This is a genomic window from Nocardioides szechwanensis (genome assembly GCF_900103935.1).
Taxonomy (GTDB): domain Bacteria; phylum Actinomycetota; class Actinomycetes; order Propionibacteriales; family Nocardioidaceae; genus Nocardioides; species Nocardioides szechwanensis.
In genome coordinates, this window is the sequence record NZ_FNIC01000008.1 from 147,333 (window position 1) to 165,851 (window position 18,519).

The following is an 18,519-nucleotide window of genomic DNA, read 5'->3' on the forward strand; positions in this document are numbered from 1 at the left end:
GCGGTCATCTTCGCCGACGGCCGAACAACCCCTGCGCGACGACGCCCAGCAGCACCAGCCCGGCGCCGAGCACGACGCCCTTGAGGAAGTCGTCCTGCGACGAGATCCCGCTCGGCGGCGCGGTGTAGACGGTCCCCGGCACGTTCGCCGCCGATCCCTCCGCAGCCCCCACCGTTGACCCGCCCGAAACTTTCGGGCGGGTCAACGACTCACCGACGTTGCCGAAGAACTCCCCGGCCATCCGCTTCGAGACCGAGCCGAGCATCCGCTGACCGACGCCGCCGACCATGCCGCCGACGACCGCGTCGGCGTCGAACGAGACCCGGGTGCCCTCGGGCACCTCGTCGAAGCGCACCGCGACGGTCGCGTCGATCGTGCCCGGGGCGCCGGCACCCTGGAGCCGCATCGTCAGCGACTCCCGCTCGACGAGGTCGGACAGCGCGCACGAGCCGTCGTACGTGCCCTTGATCGCGGCGACGCCGGCGGTCACGGTCATCGCGTAGGTGTGCTCGCCGGTCGTCTCCAGCCGCGAGCAGCCCGGGATGGTGGCCACGAGCACGGCCGGGTCGAGCAGCGCGCCCCAGACCCGGTCGACCGGATGGGGCAGCACGTTGGCGCCACTGATCTTCACGGGGTCTCCTCGGCGTGGGTGAGTCGGAGGTGGAACAGCTCGGACGGCGAGATCGGCATCGCCGTGATCGGGATGCTCTCGGCGTCCTCGATCGCGGACGCGAACACCGCCGCCGACGGGATCACGCCGGCCTCGCCGGCGCCCTTGATCCCGAGCGGGTTGAGCGGCGACGGCGTCTCGAGGTGGTCGATGTCGATCCCGTCGGGGACCTCGGTGACGTAGGGCATCAGGAAGTCCATGAACGACGCGTTGAGCAGCTGACCGGACTCGTCGTAGACCATCCGCTCGTAGAGCGCGCCGCCGACGCCCTGCGCGACACCGCCGTGGATCTGGCCCTCCACGATCATCGGGTTGATCAGCTTGCCGCAGTCGTGGACCACGGCATACTTCAAGATCCGGATCTCGGCCGTCAGCGGGTCGGTCTCGACGATCACGGCGTGCATCCCGGACGCGAACGTCGAGCGCTCGGGGCTGTAGAAGTCGGTGCCCTCCAGCCCGGGCTCCTCGTCCTCGGCCACCGGCGGCTTGCCGGGGTCGCCGACCGTGAACTGCGTGGCCGCCTTGGACGCCTCGTCGAAGGCGTAACGCAGCGGGTTGGAGAGTACGGCGACCGTGCCCAGGTCGATCGACGAGCCGGGCGAGCCCTTGACCGACACGACCCCGTCGACGATCTGGAGGTCGTCGGGCGAGGCCTCCAGCGCCTCCGCCGCGATCTTGAGCGCCTTCTCCTTCGCGCGCTTCGCGGCGAGGTGGATCGCCGAGCCGCTCATCACCGCGGCGCGCGACGCGAAGGTGCCGACGGCGTACGGCATCCGGCGGGTGTCGCCGGTGACGACCTCGACGTCCTCGAACCGGCAGCCGAGCTCGTCGGCGACCAGCTGCGCGAAGACCGTCGCGTGTCCCTGCCCCTGCGTGGTGAGGCCGGTCGCCACCTTGACCTTGCCGGAGGTCTCGACGTGCACGTGCGCGCCTTCGTAGGGGCCGACGCCGGTGCCCTCGACGTAGCAGGCCAGGCCGATCCCGACCTGCCGTCCCTCGGCGGCCATCTCCGCGCGGAACGCCGGGAACTCGTCCCAGCCGATCAGGGCCTTGATCTTCTCCAGCGAGGCCGGGTAGTCGCCGCTGTCGTAGGTCAGCTCTCGCCCGTCCTGGAAGACCAGTCCCTGCTCGAACGGGAACTCGTCGGGCTGGATGAAGTTGACCGCCCGCACCTCGGTGCGGTCCTTGCCGAGCTCGGCGGCGATCGCGTCCATGGTGCGCTCCATCGCGAAGCAGCCCTGCGGCCGCCCGGCGCCGCGGTAGGGCGTGACCATCACCGTGTTGGTGTAGAGCGACTCGAAGACGACGCGGTAGACCTCGGGCTTGTAGGGCCCGAGCAGCTGGGTGGAGGTGATGATCGGGACGATCAGGCCGTACGGCGTGTAGGCGCCGTGGTCGTGCCAGAACTTCACGTCGAGGGCCAGCAGCCGTCCGTCGTCGTCGAAGCCGACCTCGATGTACTGCACCTGGCCGCGCTCGTGCGCGGTGGAGATGAAGTGCTCGCGCCGGTCCTCCGTGAACTTCACGGTCCGGCCGAGGGTGCGTGCCGCGAGCGGCACCAGCAGCTCCTCGGGCCAGGGATGGTTGATCTTGACGCCGAAGCCGCCGCCCACGTCGGGGGTGATCACGTCGACCTGGCGCAGGTCGAGCCCGAGCTTGACCGCGACGACCGCACGCACGCCGGTCGAGGTCTGCGTCGACGACCACACCTGGAGCCGGTCGATGTCGGGGTCCCAGCGCGCGACCGTGCCGCGGCCCTCCATCGGCATGCAGGCGCTGCGCTCGACGGTGAGGTCGAGGGTGAGCCGGTGCGGCGCGGCCGCCATCGCGGCCTGCACGTCGCCGGTGTTCTGCTCCATGCGGGCGCCGACGTTGCCGGGTACGTCGTCGTGCACGAGCCGGTCGGCGGCGCGGGCGGCGTCGATGCCCACCACGGGCGGCAGGAGCTCGTAGCTGACCTTGATCTTGCCGACCGCGTCCTCGGCGACGTAGCGGTCGTCGGCGACCACGAACGCGATCGCCTCGCCGACGTAGTTGACCTCGTCCTTGGCCAACGCGTACTGCGTGCGGCCGTGGGTCAGCATCGGGTGCGGGATGAGCAGCGGCAGCGGCTCGGCCATCGGACCGGTCAGGTCGTCGTAGGTCCACACGGCGTGGACGCCCTCGACGTCGAGCACGTCGGCGACGTCGATGTCGACGATGCGCGCGTGCGCGTGCGGTGACCGGAGCACCGCGGCATGGAGCGTCGACGGGTCGACGGCGACGTCATCGGCGTACCGACCAAGGCCACGCAGGAACCGCTGGTCCTCGACGCGCTGCACCCCGGTGCCCATCAGCTTGGTGGTCACGACGTCTCCCCCGCACCCAGCTCGGCGGCGCGCTCGACGGCCTTCACGATGTTCTGGTAGCCGGTGCAGCGGCACAGGTTGCCGGCGATCATGTCGCGCGCCTCGTCGTGCGTGGGCTGCGGGTTGTCGCGCAGCCCGGCGGTGATCGTGGTGAGGAAGCCCGGCGTGCAGAAGCCGCACTGGAGGCCGTGGCACTCGGCGAACGCCTGCTGCACGTTGCTCAGCGTGCCGTCGACGTCGGCCAGCCCCTCGACCGTGGTCAGCTCGAGCCCGACCGCGGACACCGCGAACATCAGGCACGCGCGCACCGGCCGCCCGTCGGCCAGGACCGTGCACGCGCCGCAGACGCCGTGCTCGCAGCCGACGTGGGTGCCGGTCAGCCCGAGGTCGTGGCGCAGTGCGTCGGACAGCAGCCGCCGGGCGGGCACCCGGAGGTCGTGGGCGACCCCGTTGACCCTGAGGCGCACCTCCAGCAGTTCTTCAGTCATCGGTCCTCGCCTCGGTTACGACGCGCTCGGTCAGGACGCGCACGAGCTGGGCGCGGTAGGCGGCGGTGGCGTGGATATCGTCGGCGGGGTCGAGCTGCGCGAGGGCGGTGGCCGCCATCTCGTTAAGGGGTACGCCGGTCAGGTCGACGACCGTGGGCACGTCACCGACCGACACATAGCCGACCCTGACCGAGTCACCGTCGACGAGCGCGGCGGCGCCGACGAGCGCGTAGTCGCCGTGACGGCGGGCGATCTCCGCGAAGGCAACCCGCGCCCCGGGCGCGAGTGCCGGGAAGAACGCCGTGGTGGCGATCTCGTCCTGCGCCAGGCAGGTCTCGAGCGGACCGACGTACAGGTCAGTGGCGGGGATGGTGCGGGTGCCGGACGGGCCGGCCACCTCGACCGAGCCGCCGAGGAGCGTGAGCACGACCGGCATCTCCGCGGCCGCGTCGGCGTGGACGATCGACCCGACCGTCGTACCGCGGTTGCGGATGGTCGCGTGGGCGACGTGCGAGAGCGCCAGGCGCAGCAGCGGCTGCACCCGCGCGGCCTCGTCGTGCGCCAGCACGTCGGCGTGGCGCGCCAGCGCCCCGACCCGTACGCCGTCAGCGGTCACCGTGACCGCGTCCAGCCCGGGCAGCCCGTTGATGTCGACCAGCGTCGACGGCGCCGCGAGCCGCATGGAGAGCAGCGGCACCAGCGACTGCCCGCCGGCCAGCACCTTCGCGCCCGGGTCACCGGCCAACGCGCTCAGCGCGTCGGCCAGCGAGCCCGGGCGGACGTAGGCGAAGGGAGCGGGCTTCACGCGGGCCTACTCCTCCTTGTGACGGTGGGGCTGCGCGTGGTCCTCGGTGTGGGCGCCGGGAGTGCCGACCGCGATCATCGTGCCGTCCAGGTCCGCAGGCGCGACCATGCGTGCCAGGTGGTAGCCCACGATGATCACGATAGTTCCTAGGGCGATGCCGCCCAGCGAGAAGTTGTCGGTGACCTCGAAGAACCCGGTCGTGCCGAGGCCGATCCCGAGGATCAGGCCGGCCGCGACCGGGACCAGGTTGACCGGGTTGGCGAAGTTGACCCGGTTCTCGATCCAAATCTTGGCGCCGAGCAGGCCGATCATCCCGTAGAGCACGATCGTGATGCCGGCGAGCACGCCACCCGGCGTCGCCGCCACGATCGCTCCGAACTTCGGGACGAACCCGAGCAGGATCGCGACGAGCGCCGCCACGTAGTAGGCCGCCGTCGAGTAGACCCGCGTCGCAGCCATGACACCGATGTTCTCGGCGTACGTCGTGGTGGGCGAGCCACCGACCGACGAGGCGAGCACGGTGCCGACACCGTCTGCGGCGATCGCCCTGCCCATCATCGGGTCGAGGTCCACCCCGGTCATGCCACTGACGGCCTTGACGTGGCCCATGTTCTCGGCCACCAACGCGATCACAGCAGGGAGCGCGAGCAGCGCGAACGTGATCGAGAAGCTCGGCATGTGCCAGCCCACCGCGTCGAGGTTCCCGAGCTCGTTCTGGTTGCCCACCAGACCTTCGACGGTGTGCCGGGGGAAGCCCAGCCAGCTGGCCTTGTCAACGTTGTCCCAGTTGACGCGGTCGCCGGCGACACCTCCGACGGAGAGGGCGTCGAACAGCCAGGACAAGAGGTAGCCGAAGATCAGGCCGAGGAAGATCGCGATCCGGCCGAGGAAGCCACGCAGGCCGACCGCCATCAGGATGACCGCGGTCATCGTGATGATCGCCATCCAGCGGTCAGCCGGCATGTAGACGCTCGTGGCGACGCCGGCCAGGTTGAAGCCGATGACCATCACCACGCCGCCGGTGACGACCGGCGGCAGGATCTTGTTGACGATGTCGGCGCCCAGGTAGTGGACGATCACACCCACGATCGCGAGCACGACGCCGGAGACCAGGATCGCGCCGGTGACGTCTTCCGGCCCACCGGGCCCACCCTCGCCTGCGTAGGTGTAGATGGCGGTCGCGCCGCCGACGAAGGAGGCCGACGTGCCGAGGTAGCTCGGCACCTTGCCCTTGACGATGAGCAGGAAGCAGATGGTCGCGATCCCGCTCATCAGGATCGCGAGGTTGGGGTTGAGCCCCATGATGACCGGGAAGACGAACGTCGCCCCGAACATCGCGACGACGTGCTGCGCCCCGAGCCCTGCGGTCTTGCCCCAGCCGAGCCGCTGGTGCGGCGCGACCGCCTCACCTGGCGCGGGGTCGACCTTCTCCCACTTGAACTGCGACATCAGAACCCTCCTCGATCGTGGCGACGGCCCCCATGCGCCCCTATGACACACCCTGCGGAGCCCGCCGTGGTGGAGGAACGCCGCCCTGGTCGAGACCAGTTGGGGAGTAGCGTCGGCCGCGTGACGCAGCCCCGACCCGTCCCGGCCAGCGCCCCGAGGCGCGTCGCAGCACGCCTGCGGGCCGCTCCGGACGGCGCTCGGCGGGTCCTCCACGCGGGCCCCGACGCCCTCTACGTCGACCTCGACGGCCGTGCGCTCGGCGTGGTCGGACGCCACGCCTGGCAGGTGCCGTGCGCGCTGCGCACCCGGCTCGACGTGCTGCCCGACGTCTGCCGCGCCGAGGTCATCGGCGGGGTGGTGCACCTCGACGGCCGCCCCGTGATCGTCGGCCGCGTGGTCCGCACCGAGGTCCCGGTCCGCCCGCTCCACCTCGCCGGCACCACGCTCGACGCGGCCGCCCTGGTGGGCAGCGGCGACGGCCTCACGCCGTACGGCGACGACGTGGTCTGCGGCTACCTCGCCGCCCACCGGGCCGCCGGCCGCGCCACGACGAACCTCGACGCCGAGGTGACGCGGCTGCTCCACCGCACGACCGTCCTGTCCGCCACCCTGATCGAGTGCGCGCTGCGCGGCGAGGTGCTGCCCGAGGTCGCCGACCTGCTCGCCGCGTGGGGCACGCCCGCGGCGCCCGCGGCCGAGGCGGCGCTGCTGCGCGTCGGCAGCTCGTCGGGCGCCGGACTGCTCGAGGGCGCGCGGATGGCTCTGGCCGCATGACCACCCACGTCGAGCTCCGCCCGGGCGCCTACGCCGACTCGGTGACGCTGCTCCAGGTCAGCCGCACGGTGGCCCAGCTCGACGGCGTCGCGGCCGCGCAGGTCGCGATGGCCACCCCGCTCAACGTCGAGGTCCTCGAGAGCATGGGCTTCGTCATCCCCGAGGGCGCGTCGGTCAACGACCTCGTGGTCGCCGTACGCCTCGACGACCCCCATGCCCTCGATGCCGTGCTCGCCGGGGTCGACCAGGCCCTCGCCGACAGCACCCGCCGACCCGCCGGCTCCGCCGAGGTCGCACCCCACCGCACCACCGCCACCGCGCTGCGCGACGACCGCGAGGCCACCACCGTGCTGATCTCCGTGCCCGGGCCCAACGCCGTCGTCGAGGCGATGGACGCCATCGAGGCCGGCCGCGACGTGATGATCTTCAGCGACAACGTCCCGGTCGAGCACGAGGTCGCTCTCAAGCAGGCGGCGGCCACCCGCGGCGCGCTGGTCATGGGCCCCGACTGCGGCACCGCCATCGTCGGCGGCGTCGGCCTCGGCTTCGCCAACGTCGTCACCCCCGGACCGGTCGGGATCGTCGCCGCCTCCGGCACCGGCTGCCAGCAGCTGCTCGCCCTCCTCGACCACGCCGGCGTCGGCGTCACCGCGGCCCTCGGCGTCGGAGGTCGCGACCTCGGCACCGAGGTCGGCGGGCTCGCCACCCGCGAGGCCCTGCGCCGCCTCGACGCCGACCCCGAGATCGAGCTGATCGTGCTCGTCTCCAAGCCGCCGGCGCCCGCGGTGGCTACCGCCATCCAGGAGTACGCCGACCGGCTGGGCACCCCGGTCGAGCTCGCCCTGCTGGGTCCCGGCCAGCCCGACCTGACCGCCGCCGCCGAGCGGGTCCTCCAGCGCCTCGGCCACCCCGTCCCGACGTGGACCACGGTTGACCCGCCCGAAAGTTTCGGGCGGGTCAACGGGAAATGGCTGCGCGGGCTGTTCGTCGGGGGGACCCTCGCCGGCGAGGCGCGCCAGCTCGCGACGGAGACCCTCGGCCAGGTGAGCAGCGACCTCGGCGGCCTGGCCACCGGTCACGCGGTGGTCGACTTCGGCGACGACGCCTACACCGCTGGGCGCGCGCACCCGATGATCGACCCGACGCTGCGCCTCGACCACCTCGCCCGGGTCGCCGCCGACCCCAGCACCGGCGTGATCCTGCTCGACGTGGTGCTCGGCCACGGCGCCGAGCCCGACCCCGCCGAGCTGCTGGCACCCGCGATCGAGGCCGCCACCGTGCCGATCGTGGTCAGCCTGGTCGGCACGTCCGGCGACCCTCAGGGACTCGACCGGCAGCGCTCCGCGCTCGCCGCGGCGGGCGCCGAGGTCCACCTGTCCAACGCCGGCGCCACCCGTCGTGCCCTCGAGATGTTGGGAGCGACCCGATGAGCGTCGTCACCACCGGCGTCGACCTGCTCGCCGACGCGATCGCGGCCCAGGCCGTCGACGTCACCCGCGTCGACTGGCGACCCCCGATGCCCGGCACCGAGTCCGATCTCGCCACGGTCGCCCTCGACCCCCGGCGGTCCGCCGCCAACACGCTGGCGGTCACCGCGATGCTCGGCGTGACCGCCCACCTCGTCGACGTGGCACCCGCCTCCGAGGTGCTCGGGCTCCAGCGCGGTGAGTTCCTGCACGCCGGCCCGCCGATCGAGTGGGCCCGCGCGTCCGGACCGATGCGCGGCGGACTGATGGCCGGCGCCGCGCTCGAAGGGCTTGTGGACGATCCCGAGGACGCGGTCGCCCTCTTCGAGGACGGGAAGAGCGTCTCCCTCGAGCCGTGCCACCACCGCGGCACGGTCGGCCCGATGGCCGGCGTCGTCACCCCGAGCATGTGGATGTTCGTGCTCGAGGACCGCGCGACCGGGCGTCGTACCCACTGCTCCCTCAACGAGGGCCTCGGCAAGGTGCTGCGCTACGGCGCCTACTCCCCCGACGTGCTCAAGCGGCTGCGCTGGATGGGCGATGTACTCGGCCCGGCGCTGCGCGCGGCCGTCCGCGGCACTGTCGACACCAGCGGACCGGTCGACGTCACCGGGATCCTCACCCAGATGCTCCAGATGGGCGACGAGGCCCACAACCGCAACCGCGCGGGCACCCTGATGCTGCTGCGCGACCTCTCCCCCGCGCTCGCCCTCGCCGGCCTCGACCCGCAGGACGTCGCCCAGGTGCTGCGCTTCGTCGGCGGCAACGACCACTTCTTCCTCAACCTCGCGATGCCGGCCTGCAAGCTCGCGCTCGACGCCGCCCGCGACATCCCCGGCTCGACCATGGTCGTGGCGATGGCCCGCAACGGCACCGACTTCGGCATCCAGGTCTCCGGAACCGGTGACGAGTGGTTCACCGGCCCCGCGCAGGTGGCCGACGGTCTCTACCTCGGTGACTACGGCCCCGACGACGCCAACCCCGACATCGGCGACTCCGCCATCACCGAGACCGCCGGCATCGGCGGCTTCGCCATGGCCACCGCGCCCGCGATCGTGCGCCTGGTCGGCGGCAGCGTGCCCGACGCGCTCGCGACCACCCGGCGCATGCACGAGATCACGCTCGCCGAGAACCCCCGCTGGTCGGTGCCGGTGCTGGAGTTCCAGGGCACGCCCACCGGCATCGACGTCACCCGCGTCTGCCGCACCGGGATCCTGCCCCAGATCAACACCGGCATGGCCGGCAAGGTCGCCGGCGTCGGCCAGGTCGGCGCCGGCCTGGTCACCCCGCCCGCCGAGATCTTCCCGCAGGCGCTGGCCCGGCTCGCCGAACTGGCCCCCTGAGTACCCACGCTCTCGCGCACAGGTACGCCGCGGGAGTCTGATGAGTACATGACCCGTTACGCCGACCCACTCGCCTGCCCCGACTGCCACGCGGTCCTCCCGGTCAACCCCACTCGATGCCCCTCGTGCGACCTCCCCCTCACGCACCCGCTCGCGGCCGAGCTGCTCCGGACCCTCACCTACGCCGACCACCTGCTCGCGCAGCTGCGGGCGAACGCCGCCCCGCTCCCCGCCTACCCCGTGCCCGCGCCGCGCCCCGCGCCCGTCCCCGCCCCGCGCCGTACCGGCGTGCGGACCGCGTCGGTCCCCAAGATCTTGCTCGGCCTCGGCGCGACCTGCCTGCTCGTCGCGGCCGTGATCTTCCTGGCCGTCGCCTGGTCCTGGCTCGGCGTCGGAGGCCGTACGGCGGTCCTGGTCACCCTCACCGTCGCCACCGGAGTCCTCGGCGGCTGGCTCGGCGGGCGTGGGCTGCGCGTGGCCGGCGAGTCCCTCACGGTCGTCGCCCTCGGGTTGCTGGTCCTCGACGTCGTCGGCGCCGACCACGCCGGGTGGCTCGGCGACCTGACCCAGGACGGACTGGTCCTCGCGGTCGGCGGTGTCGTCGCCGCGGTCTCCCTCGCGCTCGCCCTCACCCCGCCGCGACTGGTCGCACCGCAGGTGGCCACCACCGTCGGCCTCGGTCTCGGCGTGGCGGCCGCCGTCCAGCTCACCACCTCCGACCTCGTCGTCCTCGGCGCCGGAGTGCTGGCCTTCACCGCCCTCGCCGCCGTCGGCCGACTGGCCGCACTGGCGGCGCTCCCCTGGCTCGCCTTCACCGGGGCCACGGTCACCTGGATCGCCTTCACCACCAACGCCGCGAGCAACCTCGAGGCAGCCGGGTCACTGACCTTCGGCACCGTCTGGGCGGCCGGCCCGGGCTGGGCCCTGCTCGCCGCGACCGGGATGCTGCTGCTCCCCGTCGGGTTCGACCGGCGCCGCGAGACCGTCGTGAGCTGCGCCGCCGCGGCCGCCAGCCTGCTCAGCATCACCCTCACCCTGCCGGGGTACGACGAGTCGCTCACCGTCGCCACGCTCGTCGCCCTCGGCCTCGTGGCCGGCTGGGCCGCCGGCTCTTATGCGGCGCCGGCCGACTGGGCCGTCATCGCCAAGGTGCCGGCCACCCTGGCCGCCGTCCCGGTCGCCTTCGTGGCGTTCGTGATGAGCGCCGGTGCCGCGGGCCGGGTGCTCCTCGCCGAGTCGACCAGGCGCACCGACCACCTGGCGAACCCCGCCCTGCTGGTGCCGTCGGTCGCCGCCCTCCTGCTCGTCTGCGCCATGTGGCTGACCCTCCCGCAGGTGCGCCGGCTGTGGCCCGTCGCCGCCGGGTCCCTTGCCGCTGCGGCCGTCGCCACCCTCGCCCTCTACCCGGTCCCGTTGTGGATCCTCGTCACCGCGATCGGCGTCCTCGGCGCGGCCTTGGTCATCGACGCGCTGCGCCGGACCGCCACCGTCGGGACGACCGAGGCGCTCCTCGGTGTCGGTGTGCTCGGGACCGCTCTCGTGGCGGGTCGCCCGAGCGACCTGCTGATGACGCTGGTCCTTGCCGCGACCACCGCCGCCGCTGCGGCCATGGCGTTCCGGGGCCGCTTCCCGAGCGCCAGCTCGCTCGGCGACCTGCTCCTGCCGGTGGCCGGCGCCGCACTGCTGTGGTCCTCCTTCGAGCTCGCGGACGTCGAGACCGTCCAGCGCGCCGTACCGGTCCTGCTCGCCGTAGGCCTCCTGGCCATCGCCCGCCCGCGGGTGGAGCTCGAGGCCTCCGCCATGCTCGCCGGTGCCGCGGCCGCCGCGGCCAGCGTGCTCAGCGCCGACGACTCCGCGACCGCGCTCGCCATCCATCTCACTGTCGCCGGCGCCCTGGTCACGGCCACCGCCGTGGTGCACCAGTCCCGACGCGACTTCGCCTGGCTGGGTGGGTTCCTGCTGGCGCTCGCCACCTGGGTCCGGCTCGCGGACCTCGGCGTCGAGACGCCCGAGGCCTACACCCTGCCGACGGCCGTGGCCCTGGTGCTGGTCGGTCTGGACCGGATGCGCCGCGACCCCACTGCCTCCACGTCGATGGCCGTGGCTCCGGGCCTCGTGCTCCCGACGGTGCCCTCGCTGCTGTGGGTCGTCGCGACCGACCCGGTGTCGCTGCGTGCGGCCCTGCTCGGCGTGGCCTGCCTGGCGCTCGTCCTGGCCGGCACCATGCTGCGCTGGAGCGCTCCCCTCGTGACCGGGGCGGCGGTCGGCGCCGTGCTCGTCCTGCGCGAGCTCGCCCCCTACGTCGCGCAGACTCCCCAGTGGGTCGTGATCGGTCTCGCGGGCACGCTGCTCACGGTGGTCGGCGTGACCTGGGAGCGGCGCCTGGTCGAGCTGCGGCACGCGTCGGCGTTCGTCGGCCGGCTCCGCTAGTCCCCCTACCTACTGGGGCCCCCAGAACGCGTTGACGATGTCGACGGACCCGGAGCGCCGCAGCGGGGTGCCCTCCTCGAGGTAGCGCTGCCGGGCCTCGTCCTCGTGGCTCGGCGGCAGCGACCCGTCGGCGCGCACGACCCGCCACCAGGGCACCGGCCCCCCGTGCCGCGACATCACGGAGCCCACCTGGCGCGGCCCGCCACCGACCGCGTCCGCGATCGCGCCGTACGTCGTGACCCGGCCGCGCGGCACCCGCTCCACGACCTGTAGCACGAGCTCGACGTACTCCTCCGGGTCGGTCACGCCGGCTCCCGGTCGCGGCCCGCGACGATCGCGAACAGCACTGCGGTGGTCGCGGCCACGACACCGGCCACCCAGACCCCGGCCTGCTCGGGCTGGTCACTCAGGGCGTCGGCGAGCAGCCACACCGCCGGCGCGGCCAGGAACACCGCGGCGCCGCGGACCAGCCAGAGGAGGGTGACCTCGCGGTCGAGGGGTACGTCGTCGGGGCCGTAGGCGGCGAGCACCGCCGCGACGTGGCTGGCGATCAGGGCGGCGGCCGCGAGCAACGCGGAGGCGTCCACGAGCCCGGCACCGCCCTCCCACCACGAGGCCAGGACCAACACGAACGCCACCGAGCCGGCGGGCGACTCGGGGTAGAGCGCGAAGGCCGCGGACAGCGCGGCGACGATCACGAGGAGCGGCCAGCCCGGGCCGTCGCCCTGGAGACCCTCCGCCGAGAGCGCCAGCAACGGGCCGGTCAGCACGACGAGCCGCACCACCCACTGGCCGGGCGTCCAGTGCCTCATCGGACCACCACCCGCGGCTGCTGGGCGCGGCGGGCGAGCCGGCGGGTCACCTCGTCGATGGTGCCGGGCCCGCGCCACGGCACGACCGGGCAGCCGAGCGCGGCGAGGCTGGACAGCACCTGCTCGCGCTCGAGCCTGCGCAGCCGCCACGCGAGGTCGGCCGCGACCGGGTCGGTGCCGCGGGTGACCGCCGGCGCGGCGTCCTCCGGCAGCGTGTCGACGACCAGGGTCGGGAGCCCACGACGCAGCGCCGTCGCGGTGACCGTGCCGAGCACCTCGGCCAGCATCGGCGACAGGACGACGACCATCGTGCCCTCGGCGGCGCGCAGCTGGAGGCGCTCGACCTCGCCGTCCTGGGCGGCGACGGGCTGCACGGCGGCCAGCGCGCCGAGCACGCGGCGCAGGTGCACCCAGCCGGCGCCGTACCCGAGCTGGCGGGAGTCGCGGCCCAGCACCCGCAGCGAGACCCGGTCGCCCTGGCGTACGGCGTGCTCGGCCACGGCGGCCGCGGCCCGCACGGTGAGGTCGAGGCTGCTCTCGCCGCCGTCGACCCCGTCGGAGCGGCCGTGGTCGGCCAGGGCGTCGACCACGAGGAGGACGCCGGCGTCCTCCTCGGCGCGGGTCGTGGTGACGTGGAGCCGGCCGCTGCGCGCCGACACCCGCCAGTTGATCCGGCGCAGCCGGTCACCGGGCTCGAAGCCGCGGATCCCGGAGAACTCGGTGCCGCTGCCGGTGCGCGCGGAGCGGTGGGCGCCGACGAGGCCGCGCGGCTGGGGCGACTCGGCGCGCGAGCCGTAGGGCACGCTCGTCGGCAGCACCGAGATCCGGTCGCCGCCGGTCGTGACCGGTCCCCACCGGAAGCCGCCCCAGGCGGAGGTGAGCGCGACGGCGCCGTCGCCCAGGGTACGGCGGCCCCAGCGGCGGGGGCTGACCTCGAAGTCGACCGGGCCGCCCGCGACCAGGCGCGACGCGCGGCCGGCGGCGGGGTGGACCCGGACGTAGGGCTCGCGGGCCGCGACGCGGGTGACCTGCTCGGCCCCCTCGGCACCTGTCAGCACCAGCCGGGAGAGCGTGCCCTGGCCCTCGTGGAGCAGGCGGTGCCCGAGCGTGACGTGCGCGGACGGCCGGCCCGGAGGGCGGCGGACCAGGGCGAACGCCGCGGTCACGACCATCGGCGCCACGAGGACCAGCAGCACCGGGCGGCCACCGACCACGGAGGCGACGACGCCGACCGTCGCGACGATCACCGACCGGGCCAGGCTCCCCGTCGGTCGCCACACGGACGACTGAGCCTCCATCAGCCGCCCTCGAGCGCCGTCGGCGACGCGACCCGGCCGAGCACGTCGTCGACGACGCTGAGGCCGCTGGTCTCGGTCATCCAGAGCTCGGGCTTGATCGTGATCCGGTGGCCCAGGACCGCACGGGCGACCGCCTTGACGTCCTCGGGGATCACGTAGTCGCGGCCCCGGACCACGGCGAACGCGCGAGCGGCCAGCACCAGCCCGAGCGAGCCGCGCGGGGACGAGCCGGTGAGCACCTCGCGGTGGTCGCGGGTCGCCGCCACCAGCTCGACGCAGTAGCGCCCGATGCTCGGGTCGACCCGCACCGTCTCGACGGTCGCCTGGAGGGCGCGCAGCCCCTCCCCGTCGGTCACCTGGTCGAGCGTGATTTCCTCGCGTCGCCGCTCCACGCGCCGCGCGATGACGTCGTACTCCTCCTCGGCGGTGGGGTAGCCGAAGGCGACGCGCATCAGGAACCGGTCGAGCTGGGCCTCGGGGAGCGGGTAGGTGCCTTCGTACTCGATCGGGTTGGCGGTCGCGAGCACGTGGAACGGGTCGGGCAGCGCGAAGGTCTCGCCCTCGACCGTCACCTGCCGCTCCTGCATCGCCTCGAGCAGCGCGGACTGGGTCTTGGGCGGGGTCCGGTTGATCTCGTCGGCGAGCAGCAGCCCCGTGAAGAGCGGGCCCTTGCGGAACTCGAATTCGGCGCGGCGCTGGTCGTAGAGGAACGAGCCGGTCAGGTCGGAGGGCAGCAGGTCGGGGGTGAACTGGGCGCGGGCGAAGTCGAGGCCCAGCGCCTGCGCGAACGACCGCGCCGCGAGGGTCTTGCCGAGGCCCGGGAAGTCCTCGATCAGCACGTGCCCCTTGGCGAGTACGGCGGTCAGCACCAGCGTCAGCGACGCCTGCTTGCCGACCACGGCGCGCTGGACCTCGGCGAGGACCCGCCCGGCGGTCTCGGCGGCGACCGCGATGGTGAGGGGGGCGCTCTGCTCGGTCATAGGTTCTCGATCCTCTGGACGCAGCGTTCGATCTCGGACTTGGTCAGGCGCCGGGCGGGCAGGTGGAGCAGGTCGACGATGTCGGCCCCGAGCATCGCCTCGCCCTCGGGCGTGTGCACGCTCTCGCCGTGCCGGGCCCGCAGCGTCCCGTCGGCGACGAGCAGCAGCCGGGTCGCGAGGGACCGGTCGGGATGGCCTGCCACGAGGTGGTTCTCGATCACGCTCAGGTAGCGCTGGGTGCGCAGGTCCTGGCCACGGGGTACGGCGGGCCGGGCGGGTCCGACGGCCCACCGCGGCGCGGTCGGTGCCAGCTGGTCGAACAGCAGCCACCACGCGGTGACCAGCAGCACCGCCATCAGGGACAGCCGCGGCGCGTCGAGCTCGATGTCGAGGATGACCTGGGTCAGCACCCAGCCGCTCACGAGCAGGGCGACGAGGAACGCCACCCGCCACCGCCACTGCCTCACCTGCGGCTCCTGACCCAGCGCGAGGACAGGCCGCGGTGCAGGGCGTCCAGCGCCGTGCGGGCCTCGTCGCGGGCGGGCTCACCGAGGTCGTGGTCGGAGAAGCGGGCCTCGCGGTAGAGCCGGGCGAGCACGGCGACCGCGTCGAGGTCGGCGTCGACCAGGTCGAGCAGCCGCAGCGTGAACTCCGACGAGGTCTCGGAGCGCCTGCGCGGCACCCCCGCGTCGGCCGCCTGGACCTCGAAGCGGTGCCAGCAGGCGACGATCGCGTTGCGCGGGGTGCCGGTCTCGAGGAGCTCGCGCTGGTCCTCGCCGTCGCTGAGGATGGCCTCGGCGGCGCTCGTGGCCTGCGCGAGGAGCGCGCTCGGGCCGTCTGGCTCCGGGTCCTCGTCAGGGAGCCGGCGACCGCGGCCCCGCAACCACCGCGCGACGTCGAGCGCACGTCGTACGACGTAGACGGCGACGAGCACCACGGCGACACCGATCAGGGTGCGGGCCAGGAACGTCGCCCACCCGGCGTGCCCGTCCCGGGGCGGCGGGGTGTCGCCGCGGGGCTCGTAGCGCGGCCCGGACGCGGTGTTGGCGTCGGTCGGGCGGGTCAGCGTCGCGCCGGCGCCGGGTCCGTCGCCCACGACGTCGTCGGTGCCGATCGAGGCGGCCCAGGTGGCCAGGCCGAGCAGCACCACCGTGGCGAGGAGTACTCCCGCCACCGCGCCGGCTCCCCGGGTCCGAGACGCCTCCTGGTCAGGCATGCGAGCAACGTACCCGCTGGAACCGGCCGTAAATGTGGGAGTGGCCCCGTCCGCCGAAGCGGACGGGGCCACCCATGTCCCCCGGGTCGGTCAGAGGATCGGCGAGAAGGGCTCCGTGCCGTTGGCCAGGGCCAGACCCGCGATGGTGCCGTGGGCCTGGGCGTAGGCCAGCTCGCGGCTCAGGTCGCCGACGCCGTTGGAGGCGGGCAGCGGCGCGATGGCGAGCGTGGACAGGGTGCCGAGCGCGCGGCCGGTGCCGTCGAGGAAGGCCGAGCCGGAGTCACCGGGGACGCCGGGGCTCACGGTGTAGACCGGGTGGGTCCAGCCGCTGCCGGTGGTGCCCAGGCTGATGCCCTGCTTCGGCGAGAGCTCCTCGATGCCGAAGCGGATGCCGGAGTTGCCGTAGCTGAAGACGTCGTCGCCGGCGGCGGTGCCGGTGCTGTTGATGCCGGTCGGGCCGCCCCAGAACGGGATGCTCGGGTTGACCTTGGAGACGTCAGCGGCGTCGACCTTCACCAGGGCGAAGTCGTTGTAGGCGCACGTGTCGGCATTGGACTCGCCGCGGGCCTGCATGGTGAGCCAGGAGCTGTAGACCAGGGTGCCGGCGCCGACCTGCGTGCCGGAGCTCAGGAGCGAGCCGCCGCGGTTGAAGGTGACCCGGGTGCCCAGGGGCAGGGAGTCGGCCAGGCAGCCGTCGGTGTCGGTGGCCTCGCCGGTGCTCGCGCAGTGCGCGGCCTGGCCGAGGTAGACGTTGCCCGCACCGTCGGTGAAGACGAAGTTGGCCGTGCACTGTCCGCTGCCGGCAGTGTTGGTCTGGACGCCCGGCGTGATCGCGGCGGTCGCGGCGGGAGCCCAGGCGACGGTCACGTTGCGGGCGGGCTTCGCCTCGGCGGCGGTCGGAGCCGCGATCATCGAGACACCCAGAGCGGTGCTGGCGGCGGCTGCGGCGAGGCCGGCGAGGCGGCGCTTGGTGTGGGAGACGTGCATCTGGTGATAACCCTCCTGATTTAGGGTCGGCAGCGTTGCCGAGAGTCCTGTCCAGGGCACAACTAGGGAGTCCCCAACGGGTTACGCCCGCCTAGTCACAAATGACTAGACGGGCGCCCGGTAATCAGGAGATTTTACTCAGTACGACGGCTGGCTGGGGTCGACCTGGTTGACCCAGGCAACCACCCCGCCGCCGACGTGCACCGCGTCGGCGTACCCCGCACCCTTGACGATGGCGAGGGTCTCCGCGGAGCGCACGCCCGACTTGCAGTGCATGACGATCTGCTTGCCAGCGTCGACAGAGGGGAGCTGCGCTAGTGCAGTTCCGTTGAGGAAGTCCCCCTTGGGGATCAGCACGGAGCCGGGGATCCGGTTGATCTCGAACTCGTTGGGCTCGCGCACGTCGACCAGGACGAAGTCGCGGGCACCCTCCTCGCGCTCCTTGAGCATGTGCTCGAGCTGGATCACCGAGATCGTCGAGCCGGCGGCCGCGTCGGCGGCCTCCTCGGAGATCGCGCCGCAGAAGGCCTCGTAGTCGATCAACTCGGTGACGGTGGCGTGGTCGCCGCAGAGGGCGCAGTTGGGGTCCTTGCGCACCTTGAGCTTGCGCCACTCGAGCTCGAGGGCGTCGTAGATGACCAGCTTGCCGACGGCGGGGTCACCGATGCCGGTGAGCAGCTTGATCGCCTCGTTGACCTGGATCGAGCCGATCTGCGCGCACAGGACGCCGAGCACGCCGCCCTCGGCGCAGCTCGGGACCATGCCCGGCGGCGGGGGCTCGGGGTAGAGGCAGCGGTAGCACGGAGCGTCGATGCTCTCGCCGTTCTCGTCGGTGGCGTGCGGCCAGAAGACCGACGCCTGGCCGTCGAAGCGGTAGATCGAGCCCCACACGTAGGGGATCTTCAGGAAGTACGCCGCGTCGTTGACCATGTAGCGCGTCGCGAAGTTGTCGGTGCCGTCGACGATCAGGTCGTAGCCCTCGAAGACCTGGAGCACGTTGTCGTTGTCGAGGCGCTCCTCGTGGAGGACCACGTTGATGTAGGGGTTGATCTCGGCGATCGACTCCTTGGCCGACAGGCCCTTCGGCTTGTCGATGTCGCTGACGCCGTGGATGACCTGACGCTGCAGGTTGGACTCGTCGACGGTGTCGAACTCGGCGATGCCGAGCGTGCCGACACCGGCCGCGGCGAGGTAGAGCAGCGCGGGGCTGCCGAGGCCACCGGCGCCGATCACGAGCACCTTGGCGTTCTTCAGCCGCTTCTGCCCGGTCATGCCCACGTCGGGGATGATCAGGTGCCGGCTGTAGCGGCGTACCTCGTCGATGGTCAGCTCATCGGCGGGCGCGACCAGCGCGGGAAGGCTCACGGCATAGCTCCTCGGTGCAGGTGTGGTGCGTGTGGGTGTCTCCGGTCCAACGCGAGGACCTCCCTTCATGTTCCCCGCACGACGCGTG

Annotated in this window: 17 protein-coding genes; 4 read left to right on the top strand and 13 right to left on the bottom strand. The window is 73.1% G+C overall.

Annotated elements, in window-relative coordinates:
* Window positions 1-4 precede the first annotated feature (4 nt).
* The 5 genes from BLR90_RS17790 to BLR90_RS17810 are packed head-to-tail and all read right to left on the bottom strand — an operon-like array spanning window position 5 to window position 5,760.
* Entirely contained in the window at window positions 5-631 is a 627-nt protein-coding gene (locus BLR90_RS17790) for an SRPBCC family protein (protein ID WP_091026569.1), read from the bottom strand.
* Window positions 628-3,018: an aerobic carbon-monoxide dehydrogenase large subunit gene (gene cutA / locus BLR90_RS17795; RefSeq protein WP_091026570.1), complete on the bottom strand. Its 2,391-nt coding sequence runs from the start codon at window positions 3,016-3,018 to the stop codon at window positions 628-630. The genes BLR90_RS17790 and cutA overlap by 4 nt, the downstream gene beginning before the upstream one ends.
* Window positions 3,015-3,506, bottom strand: a complete 492-nt coding sequence (locus BLR90_RS17800; RefSeq protein ID WP_091026571.1) for a (2Fe-2S)-binding protein — start codon at window positions 3,504-3,506, stop codon at window positions 3,015-3,017. Before BLR90_RS17800 ends, cutA begins: the two co-directional genes overlap by 4 nt.
* Entirely contained in the window at window positions 3,499-4,311 is an 813-nt protein-coding gene (locus BLR90_RS17805; RefSeq protein ID WP_091026572.1) for an FAD binding domain-containing protein, read from the bottom strand. Before BLR90_RS17805 ends, BLR90_RS17800 begins: the two co-directional genes overlap by 8 nt.
* Before the next feature lie 6 nt (window positions 4,312-4,317).
* A complete protein-coding gene (locus BLR90_RS17810; protein ID WP_091026573.1) occupies window positions 4,318-5,760 on the bottom strand; it encodes a uracil-xanthine permease family protein in 1,443 nt (480 codons plus the stop codon).
* Between the two features lie 120 nt (window positions 5,761-5,880).
* Between BLR90_RS17810 and BLR90_RS17815 the strand changes: the two genes are divergently transcribed.
* Genes BLR90_RS17815 through BLR90_RS21160 form a run of 4 tightly spaced genes read left to right on the top strand, consistent with a single transcriptional unit; the run spans window position 5,881 to window position 11,773 of the window.
* Window positions 5,881-6,534, top strand: coding sequence for an oxamate carbamoyltransferase subunit AllH family protein (locus BLR90_RS17815; protein ID WP_218029442.1), 654 nt, complete (start codon window positions 5,881-5,883; stop codon window positions 6,532-6,534).
* Complete coding sequence (locus BLR90_RS17820) at window positions 6,531-7,964, top strand: AllF/FdrA family protein (protein WP_091026575.1); 1,434 nt, start codon at window positions 6,531-6,533, stop codon at window positions 7,962-7,964. The genes BLR90_RS17815 and BLR90_RS17820 overlap by 4 nt, the downstream gene beginning before the upstream one ends.
* Window positions 7,961-9,343, top strand: a complete 1,383-nt coding sequence (locus tag BLR90_RS17825; RefSeq protein WP_091026576.1) for a YlbE family protein — start codon at window positions 7,961-7,963, stop codon at window positions 9,341-9,343. The genes BLR90_RS17820 and BLR90_RS17825 overlap by 4 nt, the downstream gene beginning before the upstream one ends.
* A gap of 48 nt (window positions 9,344-9,391) precedes the next feature.
* Window positions 9,392-11,773, top strand: coding sequence for an SCO7613 C-terminal domain-containing membrane protein (locus BLR90_RS21160; RefSeq protein WP_091026577.1), 2,382 nt, complete (start codon window positions 9,392-9,394; stop codon window positions 11,771-11,773).
* 9 nt (window positions 11,774-11,782) lie between these two features.
* Here BLR90_RS21160 and BLR90_RS17835 read toward each other — a convergent pair whose 3' ends face one another.
* The 8 genes from BLR90_RS17835 to moeZ form a co-directional block, all read right to left on the bottom strand.
* Complete coding sequence (locus BLR90_RS17835; RefSeq protein ID WP_091026578.1) at window positions 11,783-12,079, bottom strand: MGMT family protein; 297 nt, start codon at window positions 12,077-12,079, stop codon at window positions 11,783-11,785.
* Entirely contained in the window at window positions 12,076-12,585 is a 510-nt protein-coding gene (locus tag BLR90_RS17840) for a hypothetical protein (RefSeq protein ID WP_143016257.1), read from the bottom strand. The genes BLR90_RS17835 and BLR90_RS17840 overlap by 4 nt, the downstream gene beginning before the upstream one ends.
* Window positions 12,582-13,883, bottom strand: a complete 1,302-nt coding sequence (locus tag BLR90_RS17845) for a DUF58 domain-containing protein (protein WP_091026580.1) — start codon at window positions 13,881-13,883, stop codon at window positions 12,582-12,584. The genes BLR90_RS17840 and BLR90_RS17845 overlap by 4 nt, the downstream gene beginning before the upstream one ends.
* A complete protein-coding gene (locus tag BLR90_RS17850) occupies window positions 13,883-14,863 on the bottom strand; it encodes an AAA family ATPase (protein WP_091026581.1) in 981 nt (326 codons plus the stop codon). Before BLR90_RS17850 ends, BLR90_RS17845 begins: the two co-directional genes overlap by 1 nt.
* On the bottom strand, window positions 14,860-15,330 hold the full coding sequence (locus tag BLR90_RS17855) for a hypothetical protein (RefSeq protein ID WP_143016258.1): 471 nt from the start codon (window positions 15,328-15,330) through the stop codon (window positions 14,860-14,862). Before BLR90_RS17855 ends, BLR90_RS17850 begins: the two co-directional genes overlap by 4 nt.
* Window positions 15,327-16,079, bottom strand: a complete 753-nt coding sequence (locus BLR90_RS17860) for a DUF4129 domain-containing protein (protein ID WP_091026583.1) — start codon at window positions 16,077-16,079, stop codon at window positions 15,327-15,329. Before BLR90_RS17860 ends, BLR90_RS17855 begins: the two co-directional genes overlap by 4 nt.
* 90 nt (window positions 16,080-16,169) lie before the next feature.
* Complete coding sequence (locus BLR90_RS17865; protein ID WP_091026584.1) at window positions 16,170-17,066, bottom strand: chymotrypsin family serine protease; 897 nt, start codon at window positions 17,064-17,066, stop codon at window positions 16,170-16,172.
* Between the two features lie 138 nt (window positions 17,067-17,204).
* Window positions 17,205-18,431 carry an adenylyltransferase/sulfurtransferase MoeZ gene (gene moeZ / locus BLR90_RS17870; protein ID WP_091026585.1) on the bottom strand — a complete coding sequence of 409 codons (1,227 nt, stop codon included), beginning with the start codon at window positions 18,429-18,431 and terminating at the stop codon, window positions 17,205-17,207.
* Window positions 18,432-18,519 lie beyond the last annotated feature (88 nt).